The organism is Kaistella flava (ex Peng et al. 2021) (genome assembly GCF_015191005.1).
Classification (GTDB): domain Bacteria; phylum Bacteroidota; class Bacteroidia; order Flavobacteriales; family Weeksellaceae; genus Kaistella; species Kaistella flava.
On record NZ_CP040442.1, the window covers coordinates 628,829 to 650,956 of the forward strand.

Here is a 22,128-nt window from a genome sequence, read left to right on the forward strand (position 1 = left end):
TTGAGACGGTTTTTTATTTTTATTTGTTAGGTGTTAAATTTTGATTATTTGTGATTTTTGCACATTAGGGCAAAAAGATGCTTTTGTTAAGCACTTTTCTTTCTTAGATTGTGTGCTAAAGCGTGTAATCCGAACTCTAATTCCACTTTTTCTATTCCGGTGTGCGTAAAACGCTTGAAGTTCCGGTTGGATTTGATATGTGCAAAGACAGGTTCGACATCGGCAGTCCGTTGTCTGCGTTTTATTTCACCTACTTCACTTAAGAGATTTTCCCGAACTCTGTCCTTATGCCGTTCTAAATTTTGGTTCCGTTCTATTATTCTGTTTCCCTGCGCTTTGTGGCAAGTCCCTCGCAGCGGACAACCATTGCAGTTTTGAGCCTGGTACAGTGAACTTGTCTGAGCATAACCGCTTTTGGTTTTTCGGTTTTTAGAATATATTTTGTTCATCGGTTGCCCCATCGGACAGATATACTGATCTTTCTCTTCGTTGTAATAAAGTTTATCGCGGTGAAAGTCTTCGTTGATTTTTTTTCTTTTCGATTTTAAAATACCCTGTTCCTTATCGAAGGTGTTGTATTTTACGAAGGTTTCTATATTTTTCTCTTCCAGAAAATCATAATTCTCTTCACTGCCATAGCCTGCGTCAGCAGTAAGTTCTTTCGGCAAAACTGATAAAGTTCTTCAAAAGTATTGAGGTGTGGTTTAAGCGTATTTAAATCATTGGTGTTTTGGTGTAAAGTATAATGAATGACGAACTGCGATTCGGAACTTATCTGAACATTGTAAGCGGGTTTAAGTTGCCCATTCTGCATATGATCATCTTTCATGCGCATAAATGTGGCATCGGGATCGGTCTTACTGTAACTGCCACGTCCTGCCAAAACTTTTTCCTGCTGCTCGTACTTATCCAGGTTCTGAGAAAAATTCTTTTGAATGTATCTTAATTTTGCCTTTGCTTTAGTAGAAGCATTCGGATTTTTGCTGATGATCTCTTCTATTTTCTTGGTGGTCTTCTCTATTTTATCTTTATCGATTGTTTTAAACTCCGGTGGTGTAGGATCGCTGTCTTCTTCATCAGCAATGCTTTGGGCATAGTTCCACATTTGTTCAAGTTGTTCTGCCATCTTTTCTTTTCTGGTTTTAATGGCATTGCCCCAAACGAAAGTATATCTCCCGGCAATAGACTCTATCTTGGTTCCATCAGTAAAAACTTCTTTCAAGCTAACGAGTCCTTCCTCTGATAATAACAGGACGACCTGTTTAAAAATATCTTTGAAAATAGTCTTGAGTTTCTTGCTCCGAAAACGTGCAATGGTGTTATGGTCTGCGACCTGTTGAGCGGACAACCACATAAAATTAATATTCTCCCGCATCGCTTTTTCGATCTTCCTGCTAGAATAAATATTATCCATATAAGCGTAAACCATTACCTTGAGCATCATCTTGGGATGAAAGCTTGGTTTGCCATCTTTACTATACTCTTCAATGAGCAATCTCAGATCAAGTTGCTCAATAATCCCATTAACGATCCGAACTGGATGACTTTCTGGAATCAATTCCTCGATTGATGGTGGAAATAACCAGTTTTGCTGTTGGTTATAATCTTTAAACTTAATACTCATATCATTGATTATCAATACTTAAAGATACAAAAAAAACCATAAAATAAACAATAATTTTCAAAACAAATCACAAAAAAACCGCCTCAGTTTTGAGACGGCTTCTTCTTTGACTTTAAATTTTAAAAAGCGAAAAATTTATATTTTCACCGCTTTAATTGCCGCCTCATAGTTCGGTTCGTGAGAAATATCATCAACCTGTTCTTCATAAATAATTTTTCCAGACGGATCAATTACGACAACTGCTCTGCTCAAAAGACCTTTCATCGCAGAATCAGTGATTTCTACTCCGTAAGTTTTTCCAAAATCTGAACGGAAATCTGAAAGCATCACTACATTTTTAATTCCTTCGGCACCACAAAATCTTTTCTGTGCAAAAGGTAAATCTTTTGAAATACAAAGCACAACAGTATTTGGAATGCTTGCCGCATCTTCATTGAAATGACGTACTGAAGCTGAACAGACTCCCGTATCAACACTTGGAAAAATGTTGAGGATCAAATATTTTCCTTTGTAAGAATCTAGATTTTGATCTTTCATATCAACTCCCGTTAAAGTAAATTTTGGCGCTTGCTTATTGACTGCCGGTAATTTTGAATAGGTATGAACTGGCTTTCCGCCCATCAAAATCGTATTTGCTGCTTTAGAATTTTGGGCAAATAGAAATGCCGAGAAAAATAATAACGTACTGAAAACTAATTTTGAAAACATATTTTTTATTTTAAACAAAATTATTCTTTTTAATCAGGATAAAAGCAGTTAGTAAAGAATATTTTGAGGTTAGTCATATAACTTGTAAGTAGTTAACAAAGGTTAAGGTTTTGGAATTGTCAAAATTTATCCCTATATTCGTAATAATGAATGCAAAAATAACACATATCAATTTTTTTTCGGGGAATTTATTCTCTGAGGGAAAGTGGTTGGTTTTCTCTTATTTGCATGACGACATTTTTCTTAAAGATTCTAAAGAGTTCATCTAATTCACCCTGTCAAGATTCAGGGACAGGGTAGTTTACAATTACTAAATACTCATTAATTTCGAATACTTTTTACAAAATACAGTCACAAAATTTGTGCTTGCATTTTATTTCTGAATCCTATTTAAGTATTCAACAAAAAATTTAAAATAAAGCATTATGTCAGAAAATATAGTTTTAACAACCGGAGTTTACGATTTAATCAAAGATCATTTACGTAGAAAAAGAACAACGCAACAGCAAGAGCAAATTCTATTGGATCAACTAAAAGGTGCCAAGCAGGTACTGAGGAAAGAACTTCCAGCAGACGTAGTTACTGTAAATTGTGAAGTAAAAGTAAAAGATATTTCTACCAACGAAGAAGAGAAATATTTATTTGTTCAAACGGACAGAGAAAAAATAAAAAAAGGGAAATACTCGATTTTGTCGCCAATCGGTTTAGCAATCGTTGGAAATAAAGTGGGCGATGTGATCAACTGGCCGTTTGAAGAAGGCGAAAGAAACCTTGAAATATTAGGCGTTGAACATTACAACTAATTATTTCCTTTAATTTTAAAAGAGACTCTCAATTTTGAGAGTCTCTTTTATTTTATTGAAATTTCTCAATATTTAAGCGTCATTGTATGGTTATACGAAGGTAATTGCAAAAACTAATTTCTAACTATTTTTTTGGTTGCATTTTTGCTTGGAATCGATTGGTAATTAGCAATATTTCCACTGAAAAAATTATTGTTTTTCAGTTTTTGAAATAAATATTTAGAATTTCTAAAATTTTATTTTTAAATTTATAAAATGTAGAAGATTAATGACACAGTTAGAATTTTCAATAGAGATAAAGGCCTCCAAAGAGAAAGTCTGGGACATTCTTTGGGAGGATGAAAGTTACCGTAAATGGACAGCTTCTTTTATACCAGGTTCTTATTATACAGGAGAACTTAAAGAAGGCAATGATGTCCGTTTTTTGTCTCCAGGTGAACATGGACTTTTTGCAATGGTGGAGAAAGTGATTCCATTTCAATCGATGCATTTTATCCATTTTGGATTGGTACTCGATGGTGTTTCGCAGCATAAAACTTTCGAAGAAGGTGCTATCGAATACTATGATTTGTATGAAAGTGACTTCGGTACAGAATTGACGGTGACCATAAAGACCGATGAAGAATATATTACGTATTTTAATAATAGCTTTCCTCGAGCGCTTAATGCTGTCAAAGAGCTTGCTGAAGCCTAACTACTCCGTTTTTTCCTGAGTTTTTATCTGGTCCATAATCCATTCTAATTGAATATCTTTTTTCTGCAGCACTTCCTGTAAAGTTGGAATGATTTCGTAATCGGGAAGAACGCCTTTTTTGGTTTTTGTAAATTCGATATTGGGTTGAATCAGCATTAAACCAATTGGTAATTCCAGTTTTGAATTCGGTAATTTCTTAGTTGAATATCTTCCGGCAACCGTTCCATCATTTGTTCCTCCGGTTTCTTCACCTACCAGAAATGCTCTTTTATCTCCTTTTAATTTTGACGCAATAATTGATGAAGCAGAAAAACTACTTCCATTAATTAAAACATAAATTTTCCCGTCAAAATGATTTTCCTTTGGTTTGTTAATGGCGAACACTCCCCAGTTTTTAAAATAAAATTTCCCATCTATTTTCTTAATAGGAAACAGAGATCCAATCAAATAAAATGGATAAGTAATTGCTGCAATCGGTTTGCCTAAAGTAGGAACGTAAGTAAAATAATCCGCTTGTAACAATGATGAGCGCGATGTTACTTCTCCATTGACGAATTTAAAATCTTCCGAGACTAAATAGGAATAGAGATTATTAATTTCGGATAATGAACCACCAAGATTGTCACGAACATCGATGATCAGATACTTCGCAGGTGATTTTTTAAGCGTGGCAAAACTTTGCTTATAAAATTTCTTTGAAAAAGTTCCTGAGAAGGTTTTGATTTTCATGTACGCAATCGTAGAATCTCTGGTCGGAAACTGTAAATCACGGTTGAAACTTTTAGTGACAATATTATAATCTTTGGTTTTTCCGGTTTCGCTTTTGGTTAGTTTTTTATTTTCTTGCTCGGTTTTTTTCTTTTCTTCTTTGGTAATTTTTTCTCTATAAATGTAAAAGGTTTTGACTTTGTTTTGATATTTAGCTTCAATTTTTACGCTGTCTAAAATTCCATATTCTGCCGTAAAAAAAGAAGGCCATCTTCTCGCCATAGAATATTTTTGAAAGGTTGTATTATCACCGTCACTATTCACCAAAGGTTTATATTTTTCGAGTAAATCTTTTACAGGAATATCTTTAATCTTCAGGATTTCTGTACCCAAATTCATATTGGGGATTTTATCCGTATTATCTTTCACAAAAATTCTGTCGTTATCAATCACGAAATTATATCGGTTTAATAACCCTTTTTGATTTTTGAGTTTCTTGATTTCTTTTTTTGTCAGGCGTTTATCATAAGCAAATAATCTCAAATGACCTTCCTTGATATTCGCAATAACTGGAGCGATTTTTTGGTAAAATTCGTTTGGCTTTAAAGGTTTATTGATAGTTGTTTTTAAACTGTCGAATTGAAAATTCAGTTCTTCTTTAGAAATATACCAGTACAATTTCGGGTGAAGTTCTTCTAATTTCTGGTGTGCGAAATCAACATCTTTTTTTAACTTTTCAACGGAGATAGGAATCTCTAATTTTTCATTGTGCTTTTTTACGGAAACACATGAAGAGATGATGAGTAATAAAGAAAAGAGGATGATTTTTTTCAAAGTTAAATTTTTGCTAAAAGTAAAATTTTAAAATTAAATCAGCGAACAAAAAAACTTCCCATTAAAAATGAGAAGTTCATGTATTTTGAGGTGGATTATTTTTATCCTAAAATAGTCACCGTATTTTGCAACATTTCATAAATCGCATTTTTGGCACTATCCGGTTTTACATTTACTCCACGGGTTCCATTAAAATGCAAACAAGTCACATATCCTAATTGGGCTGCATCTAAGCAGGTGAATTTCACACAATAATCTAAAGCTAAACCGACAATTTCTAGTAATTGAATGTCGTGGTATTTTAAGAAATCGTCTAAACCAGTTTTCATAAAATGGTTATTATCCTGAAATCCGCTGTAACTATCAAAGTCGGTGTTTGTTCCTTTTTGAATAATGTGAGTTACTTTATCTCTATTTAAATCGGGATGAAATTCAGCTCCAAAAGTTCCCTGAACACAATGATCCGGCCACATAAATTGAGGAATACCATTAAGAATAATATTATCACCAACTTTTTTTCCGTTGTTGGAGGCAAAACTTTTATGATTTGCAGGATGCCAATCTTGGGTAAGAACAATTTGATCATATTCATTATCCTGCATGAGGAGATTGATGTAGGGAATTATTTCGTTAGCACCAGGAACAGCAAGTGCGCCACCTTCGCAAAAATCATTCTGTACATCAACGATAATTAGGGCTTTTTTCATATTTTTAAATTTTTCGATTCAGCTCGAATTCAACTTATTTTGTAGTAAATTTACAAAACAAAGCACAAAAGTTCAGCCAAATTATTGGATGAGCCAAATCGTCAAAAAATAAAAATAAAATGGACAATTTAGAACACAAAAAATATCCGATTGGAAAATTTCAGGAACCCAAAAAAATTACGGATCAAGATATTGACAGCCATATCAGAACGATAAAGGATTTTCCCAGCAAATTAAAACATGTTGTTGAAAATTGGAATGCTGATCAATTGGATACGCAATACCGTGAAGGAGGCTGGACTATTCGCCAATTGATTAATCATCTGTCAGATAGCAGTATGAATAGTTATATGCGTTTTAAACTCGCATTGACTGAAGATAATCCTACGATTAAATCTTACGATGAACAGCAGTGGGCAGAGTTGCAGGATAGTTTTACAATAGATGTAAAACCGGCTTTTCAAATGTTGAAGGGAATTCATAAACGTTGGGTTTACGAATTAAAATCACTGACCAATAAAGAATACGAAAGCACCTACCATCATCCAGACCAAAATAAAGATATCACTTTAAAAGAAAGTCTGGCATTTTGTGCCTGGCATTGTGATCATCATTTTGCACATATTCAAAATTTGAAGACTGAAAATAATTGGTAGGATAATTGTGGATAAAGCGTTTTAGTAATAAAAAAATATAAAATATGAGTTTTTTAAATAAAATATTCGGCGGTTCCGAAGATGAAAAATCTGCTGAAACATTTTGGAAAACAATCACTTCTGAGGAAGATTTAAACAAAGCTGTTGAAGAATCTTTCACCAAAAAAGTTGCCATTTTCAAGCATTCTACAAGATGCTTTATCAGTAAAACGGTTTTGAAAAATTTCGAGAAAGAAGTAGGGAATTCTGATAAAGAGGTGTCCTATTATTTTCTTGATTTAATTGCATACCGACCGATTTCAAATAAAATCGCAGAAGATTTTGGCATTACGCATCAAAGTCCACAACTGATTGTTCTTGAAAATGGAAAAGCAGTGAAAGACGCTTCTCATCAAAGTATTTCCGTTAATCTGATTTAAATTTTTCTATGGATTCACGTCAAAATATAACCAATTACTTAGCTGAAGTTCTAGAGGTTCCTGCAGAAGCACTTGCCAGTTGTGACAATTTTTACACGTTCAAAAAAGTGGCAAAAAACGAATTTTTACTGCGAGACGGAGAAATTTGTATGGATACTTTTTTTGTGGAAAAAGGATTGCTTAGAATGTATTCTCTCGACAGAAATGGCAAAGAACACATCATTCAGTTTGCCCCGGAAAACTGGCTGATTTCTGATCGAAGCTCGCTTAATTTTAATCAAAAGTCAAAGTATTACATTGAAGCAGTTGAAGATTCTGAAGTCTACCTTTTAAGCAAAGATTTCTTCACCAATATGATTGAGAAATTTCCGAATATTGCAGAAAACAATGATATGCTTTTGCAGAAACACATTCGAAATTTACAAAATCGGGTAAATTCTCTTCTGGCAGATACAGCCGAAGAACGCTACATGACGTTCATCAAAATGTATCCTGATATTTTACTGCGCGTTCCGCAATGGATGGTGGCTTCTTATCTGGGAATTACGCCGGAAAGTTTGAGTAGAGTTCGGAAGGAACTGGCAAGGAAAAATTTTGAAACTTCATAATTTTTCTAGCGTCTTTTACTTTAGGTTTTTTCTATATTTAATCCATTGAACAATCATAGAAACAGCAACGAATACAAGAAATAAGAATGTGCAGATTCCTACTAGATCAAATTGAAAACTCCATTTTCCATCTGAAAACGCCATTATAATAATTGTAATTATTGGCACAAAAAAGATTGTAAAAAATAAGAAGGGATAATTCTTTTTGTTCCAGTAGAAAAAAGGAATTCTACCGCCCATAAAGTGTCCCGGATTTAAACTGTTTTTATGCCAGTCATCATAATCCTTCTGAAAATTCTCATCAATTTTAACCTCTTTTTCATCTAAATTTAAACCCCTAATAATCTTTAAAATTTTTGGTTCTTGGAATTCTTCAGATGAAATAGTTAGGTTTTGCAAATCTATAGAATGTATTATTTTTTGCTCATTCAAAACTGAATGAACATATTCTAAATTTGACGCGAACTTAAATGTTTTTATAATTTTCATTTTGGTAAATAAAAAAAGCAGGCTTTAAAAACCTGCTCTAATTTATATAATATTTTTAATAAATATTATTTACCTAAATACGATTTAAGAATTTTACTTCTCGTATTGTGTTTCAATCTTTTAATTGCTTTTTCTTTAATCTGACGAACTCTTTCTCTCGTTAGGTCAAAAGTTTCACCGATTTCTTCCAAAGTCATTGGGTGTTTTCCGTTCAAACCGAAATACAAACGAACCAGATCAGCTTCTCTTGGAGTCAAAGTAAGCAATGCTCTTTCGATTTCAATCTGAAGAGATTCAAGCATCAAATCTTTATCCGGACTTGGAGATTCACCAGAACGCAGAACGTCATACAAGTTAGAATCTTCACCTTCAACCAACGGCGCATCCATCGACAAATGTCTTCCGGAGTTTTTCATTGATTCCTTGATATCGTCTTCGCTCATGTCCAAAACTTCCGCTAACTCTTCTGGGGACGGAGGTCTTTCGTTTTCCTGCTCCAAATGCGCGTATGCTTTGTTGATCTTGTTAATTGATCCAATTTTATTCAATGGCAATCTTACAATTCTAGACTGTTCTGCCAATGCCTGTAGAATCGACTGACGAATCCACCAAACTGCGTAAGAGATAAATTTAAAACCTCTGGTTTCATCATATCTTTTCGCCGCTTTCATCAAACCTAAATTCCCTTCATTAATTAAATCGGGCAAAGAAAGTCCTTGATTCTGGTATTGTTTAGAAACAGATACCACAAATCGGAGGTTGGCTTTAATCAATTTTTCCAACGCCACTCTGTCTCCGGCGCGGATTTTTTGTGCCAATTCAACTTCTTCGTCGGCCGTAATCAAATCAACTTTCCCAATCTCTTGCAAATACTTGTCGAGAGAGGCGGTTTCTCTGTTGGTAACCTGTTTGGTAATTTTTAATTGTCTCATGTAGTAAATAAGGTCCACTTTAGGACTGCATTATATTATACGATACGAAGTAGTAAAAGGTTACAATTATTTAAAAATAAAGTGAATATTCTTTTATCTAAAATATTTTACCAGGTCGAAAGTTGCTTTTTTATTTTTTTTAGGGCGAACATTTCCGTCTTCCGTTCCCGCTTTTTTGTTCCACTTCGTTCCACAAAAAGAGCTCCACTCAAGCCGGGTCGCAGTGTCGGCGATAATGAAGTGTTTTTTATAATTTCAATTTTCAGTCTTATTTTCAAAATGATAAATACATCATTATATAATAGCAATTTCAAAAAAAAACTCATTCTACAAAAATGCAGAATGAGTTTAAATAAATTAAAAATAGAGTTCCAGAAGAGCGTTCGATTTTAAAGCATTGGAATTTATTCCACAGAAATAAGAAATTATTTAATCATCAATTTAGTAGATTGTGTTTTACCATCAGCTTGATAAACCATAAAGTACACTCCGGAAGTTGATTTTACAGAAATTGTATTTTTTCCTTTAAATACATTTCCAGAATAAACAACCTTCCCAGAAACATCAGTTATCAAAACATTTCCTGATTTTTCAGCATTCAAAGTAAATGTTCCATTACTCGGATTCGGATATATACTTGCCTGCAAATTCTTAGTTTCTACAGAAGCGAGTGGTTTCGCACATAAATAAGGTTTGAAATTCACCAATCCTAAAGCTGGATCATCAACTTTGTGAGAAATCACATCTTCAACCATGGCGTCATCAGAAAGTTCGCCTTCTCTCCAACAGTTATTCTTTGCACTTACAGGATTTGCCGTATTGTTGAACAGCGCATATAATTGTCCACCATTTCCATTGTCTTTAAAAATGTTTTCACCCACGCTGCCTAAAGGTCCACCTCCTAAATCAGCACTCATTGTTCCAATAATAGTAATTCCCCAAAGATGACCACGAATTTGATTTTTCTCAATTTTAATTCCGGCTCCTAATGCGCCAGTGCCATTAATGGAAATTCCACTTCCTCCATTATTCGGAATGTTTTCAGAATTGTTATCCGTTAAAATATTATTGGATATTGATCCGGTAGAAGCATTTCCGGCCACGGTAATTCCGTACCGGTTATCAGTCACTGTATTTCCTTCAATCTTAACATTATTTTCAACTCCTAAAAGTGATGAAACCGAAATCCCTCCAACTTTAGTTAATGTTCTGTCACCGAGAATAATATTGTTCAGAACTTTTGTAGTTCCTGATCCACTCGGACCCATGTTAACTTGCGGACGGTTAGAGTTGAGTTTGGTATTGCCAGAAAGATAGTTGTTTGTAAATTCTAACGCCACAGACAGATTAGCGCCAGAAGCAACTGCAGGTAAATCGTTATCGATAAACTTCGAGTTTGTTACGACTGGATTTCCTCTCGAGAAATTGACTGCAGCCCCAGTAACCAAACCTGATTTAAAATATCGAACCGTACAATTATCCATTAGGAAATTTTCAGTCAAACATGATATTCCACCACCATATTCTAAAATGGTATTTTTAAAAGTAGCTTCAGAACCTTCTTCAAGTCTGATTCCTTTAAATATCACTGCAGGATTTGTTGCGGTAATTAAAAAGTTGCTTGCGGTAGTGTTGTAAATACCGGCAATCGTTAATTGAAGACCGCCATCGATTTTCAAAGTGGTATTCTCATCCATTAATAAAACATCGCCCGTGGTAATTGTGATATTTGCTTTCATTTGATAATCCGTTCCGTCTTTTACCAGTGCCGTTGGAGCAGCTGCGGAGAGCGAATTCAAATTATAAGTAACACCAGTGCCGGGACTTGTAAATTGTGAAAATAAAAACACCGAAAGTAGGGACAAAAATAAAGTAGATAATTTCTTCATAGTTAAATATTTAAATCAAAGTTAGAAATATATGTCGATAATGTTATTTTTAAATGTTAAAATTTTAATTTTGAGCAAATTATGAAAACAATGAATTTTTCACCAATCATTATAGGAACAATGCGCTGGGGAATTTGGGGAGCCAATCATTCCATCAAAGACGTGCAGAAATTAATTGAAGTATCAATCCAGGAAAATCTCACCACTTTTGATCATGCCGACATTTACGGAGACTACACGACCGAAAAATTGTTTGGCGATGCTTTTTCTAAAATGAATGTAAATAGGGAAGACGTACAGTTTATTTCCAAGTGTGGAATTGAAATTCCATGCTCGAATAGAAACTATAGTGTAAAATCTTATAATTACTCAAAAGAACATATACTAACATCGGTAGAGAAAAGCTTAGAGAATCTACAAACCGATTATCTCGATGTTTTATTACTTCACCGTCCATCACCATTAATGAATCCTTCAGAAATTACTGAAACATTCGGGATTTTAAGGGAGCAAAAGAAAGTAAGGCATTTCGGCGTGTCCAATTTTTCGCCTTCGCAATTTGAGTTAATCAATGACGCTTTTCCAATTATTACGAATCAGGTAGAAATTTCTTTAAACCATACTGACGCTTTTTACGATGGAACGTTAGATCATATGATGCTGAAAAACCTTCAACCAATGGCTTGGTCCGTCATGGGAAATTATTTTACAGAAAAATCTGAAGAGAATGAAAGGATAAAAAAAGTTCTCGAAAATCTTTGTCAGAAATATAACGCGGAAGAAAATCAAATTCTGCTCGCCTTTATTTTAAAACATCCGGCTGGTATTTTACCTGTTATAGGCACTTCGCGTGTAGAAAATATTATAAAATTCAGAGAAAGTTTAAACATTAATCTCGAGCATCAAGACTGGTTTAAACTCTTGCAAGCAAAAAATGGAAATGAAATAAAGTAAAATATTTGTTAAAAAACTTGCAGGTTTGAATTATAATTGTAACTTGCACCTGTTTTTATAACCGAAATCAATCATTGTTCATCGCATTCATTGAGTTTCATTTATAATTTCAACAGTATTAATAATTAATTTTTTTTTAAGATGAACATTTTTGTTTCAAACATCAACTATGCAACCCAAGAACAGTCGTTGCAAGATTTATTTTCAGAATTTGGAGACGTATCGTCTGCCAAAATTATCACTGACAGAGAAACCGGGAGATCAAGAGGATTTGGTTTCGTAGAAATGAGCGACGAAGATGGCAAGAATGCTATCGAAGCTCTAAACGGAAAAGAATTGGACGGTAAAGAACTTAACATTTCTGAAGCTAAGCCAAGAGAAGACAAACCAAGAAGAAGCTTTGACAACAACCGTTCAGGCGGTGGTGGTTACGGAGGTGGAAATCGTGGTGGTGGAAGCGGATACAGCGGCGGAGGTCGTAGTGGCGGTTCTAACTGGTAAGATTTTACCTGAATAATTTAAGCGACTTTTTTTTAAAAAAGTCGCTTTTTTTGTGCCTTATATTTTTCTGTTTATTTAATTAATAGAATAATCGATTCAGAATTGACGATGTATTCCTCGCTTTTATTCGGTGCCGTATTTCGAAGTACTGAATCAAACATCATTTTAATTTCATACTTTCCAATCACTTTGGTTATGAAAAGTTCATCAACTAATTGTTCTCCGTCTTTAGGTGCATTGTCAAATAGTTGCTTAAGTTCAGGAAGCAAGTTGATTCGCTCTCCATTTAAAGCCAAATTAAATTCAGATTTTAAAATAGTTCCAGGCGCATCCAACTGAAAGAGATTATTTTCAAATGTAAAACTAGTGTTATGATTATAATCTACTTTGTACAGTTGTCTGTATTTAGAAATATCAGCCGAAAAAGCTTTTGAAGATATTCTTACACTACGGTAATTTCTATTGTTCGCCTCATTAACCTCAGTTACGGATTTAAATTCATCTCTAATGCTGGCAAATTTGTAAGTCTCGTTACTCGCTAAATCTTTATTAAATCTTTTTTTAACGTCAGCAGGAAGTAAATTTGATAAGAAATCAGTCTCATTCCTTTTTGCCAGAAAATTAAATTTATTAGCGATATCATCTGCAACGGCACTCGAAATTTCTTTATTAAATTTGATTTTGCCATTCTCCAAAATATTTTTCTGACTAACTAATTTCATCAATTCGTTTTTCTGACTTCTTTTAGCGACTGAAAAAGTATTCAAATAAGGTAAAGCCAGAGAAAATAAACCAAAGATAAATAAGGTTATCGGTACGAATTTGATACTTTGTTTGCGAATGAAGATGAAATAAAGTACAACGGTCGTTAACCAAATTGCCAATATCAAGACGAAATATCTTGGTTCTGTATAACCATATTCTAAAATACGGGTAAAGATGGCAACAAATAATAGAATAATTAAAGGGGCCAGTGTATAATAGAAAATTTTAGAAAAAATCTTAACCCATGATTTGGTAGAATTTTCTTTCAACGGATGCACCAGAAGCAAAGCAAGAATTCCAACAACTGAATAGGCGAGGATCAAATAGGAAACCCAACCTCTCGGTAATTCCCAATTGATCAAGATTTTCGCAGAATAAAAATAAAGAATTACCGCATAGATAAGGAGAAGTGGAATTAAAATATATTGCGTAAAAAACTTGAGAATAACCGGATATTCACTATTTTTTTCTAAATAAGATAATCCCTTCTCATTAAAGAGAAGAAAAATCAGACAGCTTCCGAAAATGGATAGGAAAATGAACGTATAAGAATAGTAACGACCATTAAAATTAAAATCGAAAAGTTTATCGACGGCTAATATTGCCAACATCATTCCGCCAGTTAAAATGCCTGTAAATATTATGGTTAGGAAGAAGTTGATAAATAGATTCTTATTGTATTGCCAAAAATTTTGTTCTTTATTTTCCCCAATAAAAGGAATGAAAGAAACGAATAAATGTGATAACAAAAATGTTGGTATCAGAAGATAAGCGTAAACCTCAGTAAACTGTTTTTCACTGGATGGAAGTAGAAAATAAAAAAGAACCAGGAAAATAATTCCTAATAGTTGCAAGAAAACTTCTTTACCGATTCGCTGTGCAAGCATCTTTAAGGCAAACATTAACGAAATTCCCAGGGAAGCGACTAAGCTAAATTTCAAATAGAAAAATAAATATTCCCTGTTTACAAAATCGTTGTTGACGTAAAACATCATCGAAACTGCGCCGATAAATGCCATTGTCAATACCATCGGATATTCCCGAATTACCGCCTCCGTTTTACCAAAGACTTCTTTGAATTTTTTTACCATTTTAAATTTTTATTGAGGAATTAGAAATGAAAAATATTATTGAAGTCTTTGCAGGAACTATTTATTCTTCTTTTTATTTTTCTTTTTGTCGTCCTTTTCTTTTTTCTTTTTCTTCTTTTTGGGTGCTGTAATATCATTTAAGAATTCAGTCAGTTCTGATTCCTCTTCCTTTTCGTGAGTTGGAAATACAGTCGTTTTTATGTCAAAAGATTGCTCTAAATCAGAACTTTTAAGAAGATTTTCATCAAGAAGTAATTTGACAAGTTCAGAAGCTGAGTTATTAAAATAGTCTTCCAGAAAAATCCTTAATAAATATTTTCTATAATCTTCAAATGGAATTGCGACCGAATATTGAAAAACACGACCTTCTTTGTGCGTAGTCAGAAATTCTTTTTCAACCAAGATTTTTAAGAAAGTTGAAATCGTATTTGGATGCGGTTTAGGTTCTGGATATTGCTCAATAATCTCGCGCATATAAGCAGCATCAAGTCGCCACAAAACATTCATTAAAATTTCTTCGCCCGGAGTCAAATGACTTATTTTCATAATGTATTACTGATTTTGAATATGAGTATAAAGGTAAATAAAAGAAATGATACTCGCGATAACTGCGCCACTTAGGACTTCTGCCAAACTGTGTCTTCTCAAAACGATTCGGCTGTAGGCGACCGCTATCGTAAAGCCCAGCCAGATTAAACCGTAAATAGGATTCAAGGTAAACATTAACGCAGCCACAAATATATTTAAAGCAGTGTGCATCGAGCTTTTAATAAAATAATTACTGATTTGCATTATTACTAACAATATTAAAAGAAAGAGCAGAACAAAATCAATTCTTTCATACCGTAAATACACAAAATTTAAGTAGGAAATGATTGCTCCCGAGATAAAAAAGTAAAGACCTTTTCTTTGCTTGCGATCTGAAACATCAGCATCCGTATATTTTTTTGTTTTTACATTATAATAGATCCAGGATGAAATAGGAATAATAGTAATTATTAAAATAGGTAAAAAATGGGATAAAGTTTCTTTCAGGGAAAAATTTTGAATACTGTATAACAGGAAATAAATTAATAAAGAATTCATAGGATTAAAGAAATCCGAGATGTATTTTGAAATTTTCAGGACGAAAGAAGAAGGAGTTTTTAGCATAAATTCTGTTATACTTTCAAAAGTAATATTTTTTAATGACTAAAATCAGAACAATGTTTTCTTATGCTACCAATAAAGACAAAGTTTTTTGTTATTTTTGCTAAATATTTCCAACAAACATAAAATCGAGAGGTTATATGTTGTTTCAAAAAAATAGCAAAAGTTAGCACATGAAAGAATTTTCGCAAGAGGTCTACCTGAAGTGGTACGAAGAAATGACAATGTGGAGAAGGTTTGAAGACAAATGCCGTTCTCTTTATCTTAAACAAAAAATCAGAGGATTTTTACATTTATATAACGGTCAGGAAGCGATTCCTGCAGGTTTTACTCATGCTATGGATTTATCCAAAGACAGTATGATTACAGCGTATCGTTGTCACATTCATCCAATGGCGATGGGTGTAGATCCGAAAAGAATTTTGGCAGAACTGTGTGGTAAAGCTACAGGAACTTCAGGAGGAATGGGTGGTTCTATGCACATTTTCAGCAAAGAACACCGTTTTTATGGTGGTCACGGTATTGTTGGAGGTCAGATTCCATTAGGAGCAGGAATTGCTTTTGGTGATAAATACTTCGACAGAAAAGCAGTGAATATCTGTTTCTTTGGAGATGGAGCTGCGAGACAGGGATCTCTTCATGAGACTTTCAACATGGCAATGAACTGGAAACTTCCGGTAGTTTTTGTTGTAGAAAATAACGGATATGCAATGGGAACTTCTGTAAAAAGAACTGCTAACCATGAAGATATTTATAAATTAGGATTAGGTTATGAAATGCCTTGTCTTGCTGTAGATGCAATGGATCCTGAGAAAGTAGCAGAAGCTGCTTTTGAAGCCATCGAAAGAGCAAGAAGAGGAGATGGACCAACTTTCATCGAAGCAAGAACATACCGTTTCAGAGGACACTCTATGTCTGATGCAGAACCGTACAGAAGTAAAGAAGAAGTTGCTGAATACAAAAAAGAAGATCCTATCGAAATCGTAAAGAAAAGAATCTTAGATAATAACTGGGCGACTCAGGACGAATTAACGGCAATTGAAGATAAATCTAAAGATTTCGTTGAAGAATGTGTAGAGTTTATGGAAAATTCTCCTTATCCTGATTTAGATAAAGTTTATGACTACGTCTATGCTCAGGAAGATTATCCTTTCATCAATAAATTAGAAAATAACTAAAAATAATTCATTTGAAATCTGATTTTTTATTAAAGTCAGATTTCATTTATTGAATCTAAAAATAATAAAATATTATGGCAGAAGTGATTACAATGCCCCGTCTTTCAGACACGATGACGGACGGTAAAGTGGCGAAATGGCACAAGAAAGTAGGAGACGCAGTAAAAGAAGGAGATATCTTAGCCGAAATCGAAACTGACAAAGCCGTACAGGATTTTGAATCAGAATTTAACGGGACCTTATTATATATTGGTACAGAAGAAGGTGGTTCATCACCTGTAGATTCTGTATTGGCAATTATTGGAAATCAAGGTGAAGATATTTCTTCATTAATCGGTGGAAACTCTGAAGCTGCGGTTTCTGAAAAAGCCGAAGAAAAGAAAACTGAAGAACAACCTGCTGCAGAAACTCAATCTACAAGTACTGAAGAAATTCCTGCTGGTGTTGAAGTAATCACAATGCCAAGGCTTTCTGATACGATGACTGAAGGGAAAGTTGCAAAATGGCATTTCAAAGTTGGTGATACTGTAAAAGAAGGTGATGTTTTAGCAGAGATTGAAACCGATAAAGCAGTTCAGGATTTTGAATCAGAAGTGAATGGAACTTTACTTTACACGAGCGTTGGCGAAGGTGAAGCAAGTCCGGTTGATACGGTGTTAGCAATCATTGGACCTGCAGGAACAGATGTTTCTGGTCTTACTTCAGGTGGAGTGAAAAAAGCAGATTCAAAAGCTGCCACTGAAAAACCTTCAGAAAATATTTCCGCTTCTGAAAATACACCAACACAAACTGTAGAAAATTCATCTACTGAAAGATTAGCGATTTCTCCTTTGGCTAAAAAAATGGCCGCAGATAAAGGAATTGATGTACGTTCTTTAAAAGGTAGTGGTGAAAACGGCAGAATTGTAAGAAAGGATATTGAGAATTATCAGCCAAGTGCTGCTGCTTCGACACCAGCGAAGCAAGAAGTTTCAAGTTCTGCTGCAGTTGCTGCTCCGGCGCAGGTTGCTATGAATTTCGTTCAGGGTGAAGATTCTGAAACACCAAATTCTCAAGTAAGAAATATTATTGCAAAACGTCTTTCTGAAAGTAAATTTACAGCTCCGCATTATTATTTGATCGTAGAAATCAATATGGATAAAGCGATTGAAGCGAGAAAAGAAATTAACTCTTTACCAGATACTAAGATTTCATTTAATGATATGATTATTAAAGCAACTGCGATGGCTTTAAGAAAACATCCACAAGTGAATTCTACCTGGAAAGAGGATAAAATCATTCACCACGGAAATATTAACGTAGGTGTTGCTGTTGCAATTCCTGATGGATTAGTGGTTCCTGTATTGAAAAATGCAGATCAAATGAATTATAATCAAATTTCTGCAGGTGTAAAAGATATGGGTGGAAGAGCTAAATCCAAAGGTCTGAAAGCGAATGAAATGGAAGGTTCTACTTTCTCTGTTTCTAACTTAGGAATGTTTGGTATTGAAACTTTTACGTCAATTATCAACCAACCGAACTCTGCGATTCTTTCTGTAGGAGCAATTGTTGAAAAACCAATTGTGAAAAATGGTCAAATTGTGGTAGGAAATACGATGAAACTTTCTTTGGCATGTGACCATAGAGTAGTTGATGGTGCTACCGGAGCGCAATTCTTACAAACACTAAGAACATATTTAGAACAACCTTTATCTTTACTTTTGTAAGAAAGAGTTAATTCTATTTTAATAATAACCTTTCAGCATTTATCTGCTGAAAGGTTTTTTAATTCTAAAACTAAAAGATATTTGCTAGTAATTTAACTCAAATTCACTATTTTTGAAACCATGATTAAAGCGCGTAATATTCATAAATCCTACGGTGATTTAGAAGTGTTGAAAGGAGTTGATGTTCACATTTTAGAAGGTGAAGTAGTTTCGATCGTCGGTGAATCCGGCGCCGGGAAATCAACTTTATTACAAATTCTTGGAACACTTGATAAGCCGACTAATCCTAAACATTTTGACACTCAAATCGAATTGGCAGGGCAGTCTTTTATCAATATGAGTGATCGTCAATTGTCGAAATTTAGAAATGAAAATATTGGATTTGTTTTTCAATACCATCAACTTTTGCCTGAATTTACAGCTTTAGAAAATGTTTTATTGCCAACGAGAATTGCGGGTAAAAATGAGAAAGAATCGATTGATAAAGCCTATTCACTTTTTGAAGATTTAAATATTGCCCACAGAATTCATCATCGACCGAATCAGATGTCAGGTGGTGAAGCACAAAGGACGGCCGTAGCAAGAGCGTTGATTAATTCTCCAAAAATTATTTTCGCAGATGAACCCACGGGAAATTTAGATTCTAAAAATGCCGACGATTTACATCAACTTTTCTTTGATTTAAGAGATAAATACCATCAAACTTTTGTAATTGTAACTCACAATATTCATCTTGCCGATACTACTGATCGCAAACTGGTGATGAAAGACGGACAGATTATTTATTAGTGCTGATTTTTTAAGAAAATGACAATCGGTTTATTTTTCTTAAATTTAAAAGTTAATTCTGAAAATTCTGTGGTATGTCAATTAAATATCTGGCTGAAGACGATCGACCGAGAGAGAAATTTTTATTAAAAGGTAAAAATTCACTTTCAGATGCAGAATTGTTGGCGATCATCATGGGCAGCGGAAACAGAGAAGATTCAGCCGTAGAGTTAGGAAGGAAAATTCTAACTTCTGTCGGGAATAATTGGCATAATTTATCTCTATTGCAAATTTCAGATTTAATGAAATTTAAAGGAATAGGAGAGGCAAAGGCCATTTCAATTGCGGTAGCGCTCGAAATTGGCAGAAGAAGAGCGGCGCAAGAAGTTCCTGAAAAAGTGCAGGTAACCAGCAGCAAAGAAAGTTATAAAGTATTGATGCCTTATTTATCTGATTTGCAAACCGAAGAATTTTGGGCGATTTACCTTAATCAAAATAACAGAATTTTAGGAAAAAGTAAATTATCTTCCGGCGGAATTAATCAATCGGTTGTTGATGTACGAATTCTTTTTAAAACCGCTTTAGAGCATCTCGCTACAGGAATAATCATTGCTCATAATCATCCTTCAGGGAATTTGAAACCTAGTTCAGAAGACCTCAAAATCACCAAACAAATCGCAGAAGCAGGAAAAATTTTAAATATCCAATTGCTGGATCACTTGATTATTGCGCAAAATGCTTATTTAAGTTTTGCAGACGAAAATTTATTATGATTAAAAAAGTAAAGTACGACAAAATTGATTTCGTTCAATATTCTGAATGTTTAGAAAATGCCTGTCAAAATGCGGATTATGCAGATAAACAATTTTTAGATATCGTATCAAATCGTCAATGGTTTCTTTTGGTTTATGGAGATTATCAGGCGGTAATGCCAGTTTCTTATTTCCGTAAATTTGGATTGACTTTTATTCTAATGCCAAAAATCTGTCAGCAATTAGGCGTTTTTTCTAAAGAAGACGATCCTGAAATCAATCAACAATTTTATGATTTTTTAGAAAATAATTTCCTGGTTTTAATTTATGCTTTTAACGGTGATAATCAATTTAATATACCTGTTCAAAAGAAAACCTCCTATCTATTACAGAAAGATAATTATCCAACCACTAAGAAAAATTACAGCAGTCACCGAAGAAGAAATGTTCGGATTATTGGTGATTTGGTTGATAATATTAGTTTAAAAAAAGACTGGAAAGAAGACCATAAACAATTCTTTTTTAAAAATATAAAAGGAACAAATAAAGACAAAGACGATCAAATTTATTTCGAAATTTTCAAGGAACTTTTAGAAAAAAATATTGGTCATCTTAGAATCCTGGAATTTAAAAATAAAATTCAATCCTTTGTTTATTTATATGAAGGAAAGAACCGAAGATATCTGAGTTTGTTCATCAATGGATATCCCTTAATCAATCCGAACTTCCCTTCAATAATGATTGATCATTGCTTACAAAATTTCATTGAGGACAAAAATTTCGACTTTATGGGCAGTGAAGTTGAGAACGTTGCCAAGTTTAACGAGAGGTTTGGCGCTATTTCCTACCAATATCCACTTTTGACCAATACTAAGATTACTTTATTGAAAAATTTATGGAAGAAATACAGAATTATCACTAATTTTGCACCGTAGAAAAAACCAATGATAGAATCGCCTTATTTTCCCTATGCATTTGCATTAATAATTGCTGCTCCGTTCTTGATATATACCAGACAATTCGTGTATAATTATATCAAGCTCAAAAACAAGGAACTCAATTTGTTGACCGTAAAAGGACAATCAGAGCAAAGAATGCATGCTTACGAAAGAATTACCCTTTTCCTGGAAAGAATAAAGCCAGCGAATTTAGTAACCAAATTTGATGAGAATTTAGAGGCTCATGAATATCTGTTTTTGATCGAAAAAACCATTAATGAAGAATTCGATTATAACGCATCTCAACAACTTTATTTAACCAAAAACTCTTGGACTAAAGTTGTGAATTGTAAAAATAATATTCTGCATTTACTTCATAAAACATATGAAAATCTTAGTAATGAAAGTACATTACAGGATTATAAGACGGTTTTTTTGATGAATTACATAAACGAACAAGATTATATTTTGGCATGTATTGAAGACCTTAGAAAAGAAAACTTAATTATAAATTAAAATAAAATAATGATACCTAATTTTAAAGCACATCCATGGCATGGGATTCCTGTCGGAGATGAAGCACCAAATGTTGTAAATGTCTTTGTGGAAATTGTACCAAGCGATACTATTAAATATGAAATCGACAAACAAAGTGGTTATTTAAAGGTTGACCGTCCGCAGCAGTTCTCTAATATTATTCCTGCTTTATATGGATTTATTCCAAGAACTTATTGCCATGATGAAGTTTTAAAATTAGCTTTGGAAAGCGGTGCACAAAATGTAGATAGAGGAGATTTAGATCCACTGGATATTTGTGTACTAAGTTCCCACAATATTCACTCAGGTGGAATGTTGATGGAAGCATTGCCAATCGGTGGTTTTAAAATGATCGACAAAGGTGAAGCTGATGATAAAATTGTTGCAGTAATGAAAGGTGACCATGCTTTTGGACATTTCAGAGACATTACCGAATTGCCACAAGCAGAAGTAAAGCGTTTGATGCACTATTTCCTTACTTACAAAAACCTTCCCGATGAGCCAGCAAAATGTACCATCCACGAGGTTTATGGTGCAGAACATGCGAAAAAAGTGATTAAAGCATCACAGAAGGATTACGCAAATAAATTTGGTGGATAAACCCATCAGTTTTCCATAATTATTAATAGGTAAATGTTTTCATTTGCCTATTTTTTATTTTAATTAATGAACTTTAAGTTAAAAAAAAGGCGTATTTTCGATTAACGTTTTAATTAAC

The 22,128-nt window shown here is 33.8% G+C and carries 23 protein-coding genes and 1 pseudogene; 14 read left to right on the plus strand and 10 right to left on the minus strand.

Features of this window, described 5'->3' with window-relative positions; all coding sequences use genetic code 11:
- Positions 1-86: 86 nt before the first annotated feature.
- Together Q73A0000_RS02860 and tpx are read right to left on the minus strand one after the other, a co-directional pair.
- Positions 87-1,633, minus strand: a pseudogene (locus Q73A0000_RS02860) (IS1182 family transposase).
- Between the two features lie 126 nt (positions 1,634-1,759).
- On the minus strand, positions 1,760-2,332 hold the full coding sequence (gene tpx / locus Q73A0000_RS02865; RefSeq protein ID WP_193812586.1) for a thiol peroxidase: 573 nt from the start codon (positions 2,330-2,332) through the stop codon (positions 1,760-1,762).
- A 425-nt stretch (positions 2,333-2,757) separates the two neighbouring features.
- Between tpx and Q73A0000_RS02870 the strand changes: the two genes are divergently transcribed.
- Positions 2,758-3,135, plus strand: a complete 378-nt coding sequence (locus Q73A0000_RS02870; RefSeq protein WP_193812587.1) for a GreA/GreB family elongation factor — start codon at positions 2,758-2,760, stop codon at positions 3,133-3,135.
- A 268-nt stretch (positions 3,136-3,403) separates the two neighbouring features.
- A complete protein-coding gene (locus Q73A0000_RS02875; RefSeq protein ID WP_193812588.1) occupies positions 3,404-3,829 on the plus strand; it encodes an SRPBCC domain-containing protein in 426 nt (141 codons plus the stop codon).
- Here Q73A0000_RS02875 and Q73A0000_RS02880 read toward each other — a convergent pair whose 3' ends face one another.
- Positions 3,830-5,371, minus strand: a complete 1,542-nt coding sequence (locus Q73A0000_RS02880) for a S41 family peptidase (protein ID WP_193812589.1) — start codon at positions 5,369-5,371, stop codon at positions 3,830-3,832.
- Positions 5,372-5,472: 101 nt separating this feature from the next.
- Positions 5,473-6,078: a bifunctional nicotinamidase/pyrazinamidase gene (pncA, locus tag Q73A0000_RS02885; RefSeq protein ID WP_193812590.1), complete on the minus strand. Its 606-nt coding sequence runs from the start codon at positions 6,076-6,078 to the stop codon at positions 5,473-5,475.
- Between the two features lie 119 nt (positions 6,079-6,197).
- Between pncA and Q73A0000_RS02890 the strand changes: the two genes are divergently transcribed.
- Genes Q73A0000_RS02890 through Q73A0000_RS02900 form a run of 3 tightly spaced genes read left to right on the plus strand, consistent with a single transcriptional unit; the run spans position 6,198 to position 7,761 of the window.
- Positions 6,198-6,734 carry a YfiT family bacillithiol transferase gene (locus tag Q73A0000_RS02890; RefSeq protein ID WP_193812591.1) on the plus strand — a complete coding sequence of 179 codons (537 nt, stop codon included), beginning with the start codon at positions 6,198-6,200 and terminating at the stop codon, positions 6,732-6,734.
- Between the two features lie 44 nt (positions 6,735-6,778).
- Positions 6,779-7,153 carry a bacillithiol system redox-active protein YtxJ gene (gene ytxJ, locus Q73A0000_RS02895; protein WP_193812592.1) on the plus strand — a complete coding sequence of 125 codons (375 nt, stop codon included), beginning with the start codon at positions 6,779-6,781 and terminating at the stop codon, positions 7,151-7,153.
- Positions 7,154-7,161: 8 nt separating this feature from the next.
- On the plus strand, positions 7,162-7,761 hold the full coding sequence (locus tag Q73A0000_RS02900) for a Crp/Fnr family transcriptional regulator (RefSeq protein ID WP_193812593.1): 600 nt from the start codon (positions 7,162-7,164) through the stop codon (positions 7,759-7,761).
- A 15-nt stretch (positions 7,762-7,776) separates the two neighbouring features.
- Here Q73A0000_RS02900 and Q73A0000_RS02905 read toward each other — a convergent pair whose 3' ends face one another.
- From Q73A0000_RS02905 to Q73A0000_RS02915, 3 genes are all read right to left on the minus strand, one after another.
- Positions 7,777-8,250, minus strand: a complete 474-nt coding sequence (locus Q73A0000_RS02905; protein ID WP_193812594.1) for a hypothetical protein — start codon at positions 8,248-8,250, stop codon at positions 7,777-7,779.
- A 65-nt stretch (positions 8,251-8,315) separates the two neighbouring features.
- Complete coding sequence (locus Q73A0000_RS02910; protein WP_193812595.1) at positions 8,316-9,182, minus strand: RNA polymerase sigma factor RpoD/SigA; 867 nt, start codon at positions 9,180-9,182, stop codon at positions 8,316-8,318.
- A gap of 425 nt (positions 9,183-9,607) precedes the next feature.
- On the minus strand, positions 9,608-11,071 hold the full coding sequence (locus tag Q73A0000_RS02915; RefSeq protein WP_193812596.1) for a T9SS type A sorting domain-containing protein: 1,464 nt from the start codon (positions 11,069-11,071) through the stop codon (positions 9,608-9,610).
- An 81-nt stretch (positions 11,072-11,152) separates the two neighbouring features.
- Between Q73A0000_RS02915 and Q73A0000_RS02920 the strand changes: the two genes are divergently transcribed.
- Complete coding sequence (locus tag Q73A0000_RS02920) at positions 11,153-12,025, plus strand: aldo/keto reductase (protein WP_317174268.1); 873 nt, start codon at positions 11,153-11,155, stop codon at positions 12,023-12,025.
- Positions 12,026-12,166: 141 nt separating this feature from the next.
- Positions 12,167-12,526, plus strand: a complete 360-nt coding sequence (locus Q73A0000_RS02925; protein ID WP_125022269.1) for an RNA recognition motif domain-containing protein — start codon at positions 12,167-12,169, stop codon at positions 12,524-12,526.
- Between the two features lie 71 nt (positions 12,527-12,597).
- Here Q73A0000_RS02925 and Q73A0000_RS02930 read toward each other — a convergent pair whose 3' ends face one another.
- From Q73A0000_RS02930 to Q73A0000_RS02940, 3 genes are read right to left on the minus strand one after another with little or no spacing between them, the layout of a single operon-like run.
- Positions 12,598-14,382, minus strand: coding sequence for a DUF4153 domain-containing protein (locus Q73A0000_RS02930; RefSeq protein WP_193812597.1), 1,785 nt, complete (start codon positions 14,380-14,382; stop codon positions 12,598-12,600).
- Positions 14,383-14,439: 57 nt separating this feature from the next.
- Complete coding sequence (locus tag Q73A0000_RS02935) at positions 14,440-14,928, minus strand: BlaI/MecI/CopY family transcriptional regulator (protein ID WP_193812598.1); 489 nt, start codon at positions 14,926-14,928, stop codon at positions 14,440-14,442.
- 6 nt (positions 14,929-14,934) lie between these two features.
- Positions 14,935-15,468 carry an ABC transporter permease gene (locus Q73A0000_RS02940; protein ID WP_244140789.1) on the minus strand — a complete coding sequence of 178 codons (534 nt, stop codon included), beginning with the start codon at positions 15,466-15,468 and terminating at the stop codon, positions 14,935-14,937.
- A 236-nt stretch (positions 15,469-15,704) separates the two neighbouring features.
- Between Q73A0000_RS02940 and pdhA the strand changes: the two genes are divergently transcribed.
- From pdhA to Q73A0000_RS02975, 7 genes are all read left to right on the plus strand, one after another.
- The gene (pdhA, locus tag Q73A0000_RS02945) at positions 15,705-16,709 is read left to right on the plus strand and encodes a pyruvate dehydrogenase (acetyl-transferring) E1 component subunit alpha (protein WP_193812600.1); all 1,005 of its coding nucleotides are present in this window, start codon (positions 15,705-15,707) and stop codon (positions 16,707-16,709) included.
- A 74-nt stretch (positions 16,710-16,783) separates the two neighbouring features.
- Positions 16,784-18,415: a 2-oxo acid dehydrogenase subunit E2 gene (locus Q73A0000_RS02950; RefSeq protein WP_193812601.1), complete on the plus strand. Its 1,632-nt coding sequence runs from the start codon at positions 16,784-16,786 to the stop codon at positions 18,413-18,415.
- 120 nt (positions 18,416-18,535) lie between these two features.
- Positions 18,536-19,204 (plus strand): ABC transporter ATP-binding protein, encoded by a 669-nt coding sequence (locus Q73A0000_RS02955; protein ID WP_193812602.1) that lies wholly within the window; start codon positions 18,536-18,538, stop codon positions 19,202-19,204.
- 74 nt (positions 19,205-19,278) lie between these two features.
- Positions 19,279-19,956 (plus strand): RadC family protein, encoded by a 678-nt coding sequence (gene radC, locus Q73A0000_RS02960; protein ID WP_193812603.1) that lies wholly within the window; start codon positions 19,279-19,281, stop codon positions 19,954-19,956.
- Positions 19,953-20,870, plus strand: coding sequence for a hypothetical protein (locus tag Q73A0000_RS02965; protein ID WP_193812604.1), 918 nt, complete (start codon positions 19,953-19,955; stop codon positions 20,868-20,870). The genes radC and Q73A0000_RS02965 overlap by 4 nt, the downstream gene beginning before the upstream one ends.
- A 9-nt stretch (positions 20,871-20,879) precedes the next feature.
- Complete coding sequence (locus tag Q73A0000_RS02970) at positions 20,880-21,389, plus strand: hypothetical protein (RefSeq protein ID WP_193812605.1); 510 nt, start codon at positions 20,880-20,882, stop codon at positions 21,387-21,389.
- A gap of 9 nt (positions 21,390-21,398) precedes the next feature.
- Complete coding sequence (locus tag Q73A0000_RS02975) at positions 21,399-22,010, plus strand: inorganic pyrophosphatase (protein WP_193812606.1); 612 nt, start codon at positions 21,399-21,401, stop codon at positions 22,008-22,010.
- Positions 22,011-22,128 lie beyond the last annotated feature (118 nt).

Excerpts from the sequence above, each read along its gene's own strand:
- tpx (WP_193812586.1), bottom strand. The coding sequence starts at position 2,332 with ATGTTTTCAAAATTAGTTTTCAGTACGTTATTATTTTTCTCGGCATTT.
- Q73A0000_RS02870 (WP_193812587.1), top strand. The coding sequence starts at position 2,758 with ATGTCAGAAAATATAGTTTTAACAACCGGAGTTTACGATTTAATCAAA.
- Q73A0000_RS02875 (WP_193812588.1), top strand. The coding sequence starts at position 3,404 with ATGACACAGTTAGAATTTTCAATAGAGATAAAGGCCTCCAAAGAGAAA.
- pncA (WP_193812590.1), bottom strand. The coding sequence starts at position 6,078 with ATGAAAAAAGCCCTAATTATCGTTGATGTACAGAATGATTTTTGCGAA.
- Q73A0000_RS02890 (WP_193812591.1), top strand. The coding sequence starts at position 6,198 with ATGGACAATTTAGAACACAAAAAATATCCGATTGGAAAATTTCAGGAA.
- ytxJ (WP_193812592.1), top strand. The coding sequence starts at position 6,779 with ATGAGTTTTTTAAATAAAATATTCGGCGGTTCCGAAGATGAAAAATCT.
- Q73A0000_RS02900 (WP_193812593.1), top strand. The coding sequence starts at position 7,162 with ATGGATTCACGTCAAAATATAACCAATTACTTAGCTGAAGTTCTAGAG.
- Q73A0000_RS02905 (WP_193812594.1), bottom strand. The coding sequence starts at position 8,250 with ATGAAAATTATAAAAACATTTAAGTTCGCGTCAAATTTAGAATATGTT.
- Q73A0000_RS02910 (WP_193812595.1), bottom strand. The coding sequence starts at position 9,182 with ATGAGACAATTAAAAATTACCAAACAGGTTACCAACAGAGAAACCGCC.
- Q73A0000_RS02915 (WP_193812596.1), bottom strand. The coding sequence starts at position 11,071 with ATGAAGAAATTATCTACTTTATTTTTGTCCCTACTTTCGGTGTTTTTA.
- Q73A0000_RS02920 (WP_317174268.1), top strand. The coding sequence starts at position 11,153 with ATGAAAACAATGAATTTTTCACCAATCATTATAGGAACAATGCGCTGG.
- Q73A0000_RS02925 (WP_125022269.1), top strand. The coding sequence starts at position 12,167 with ATGAACATTTTTGTTTCAAACATCAACTATGCAACCCAAGAACAGTCG.
- Q73A0000_RS02930 (WP_193812597.1), bottom strand. The coding sequence starts at position 14,382 with ATGGTAAAAAAATTCAAAGAAGTCTTTGGTAAAACGGAGGCGGTAATT.
- Q73A0000_RS02935 (WP_193812598.1), bottom strand. The coding sequence starts at position 14,928 with ATGAAAATAAGTCATTTGACTCCGGGCGAAGAAATTTTAATGAATGTT.
- Q73A0000_RS02940 (WP_244140789.1), bottom strand. The coding sequence starts at position 15,468 with ATGAATTCTTTATTAATTTATTTCCTGTTATACAGTATTCAAAATTTT.
- pdhA (WP_193812600.1), top strand. The coding sequence starts at position 15,705 with ATGAAAGAATTTTCGCAAGAGGTCTACCTGAAGTGGTACGAAGAAATG.
- Q73A0000_RS02950 (WP_193812601.1), top strand. The coding sequence starts at position 16,784 with ATGGCAGAAGTGATTACAATGCCCCGTCTTTCAGACACGATGACGGAC.
- Q73A0000_RS02955 (WP_193812602.1), top strand. The coding sequence starts at position 18,536 with ATGATTAAAGCGCGTAATATTCATAAATCCTACGGTGATTTAGAAGTG.
- radC (WP_193812603.1), top strand. The coding sequence starts at position 19,279 with ATGTCAATTAAATATCTGGCTGAAGACGATCGACCGAGAGAGAAATTT.
- Q73A0000_RS02965 (WP_193812604.1), top strand. The coding sequence starts at position 19,953 with ATGATTAAAAAAGTAAAGTACGACAAAATTGATTTCGTTCAATATTCT.
- Q73A0000_RS02970 (WP_193812605.1), top strand. The coding sequence starts at position 20,880 with ATGATAGAATCGCCTTATTTTCCCTATGCATTTGCATTAATAATTGCT.
- Q73A0000_RS02975 (WP_193812606.1), top strand. The coding sequence starts at position 21,399 with ATGATACCTAATTTTAAAGCACATCCATGGCATGGGATTCCTGTCGGA.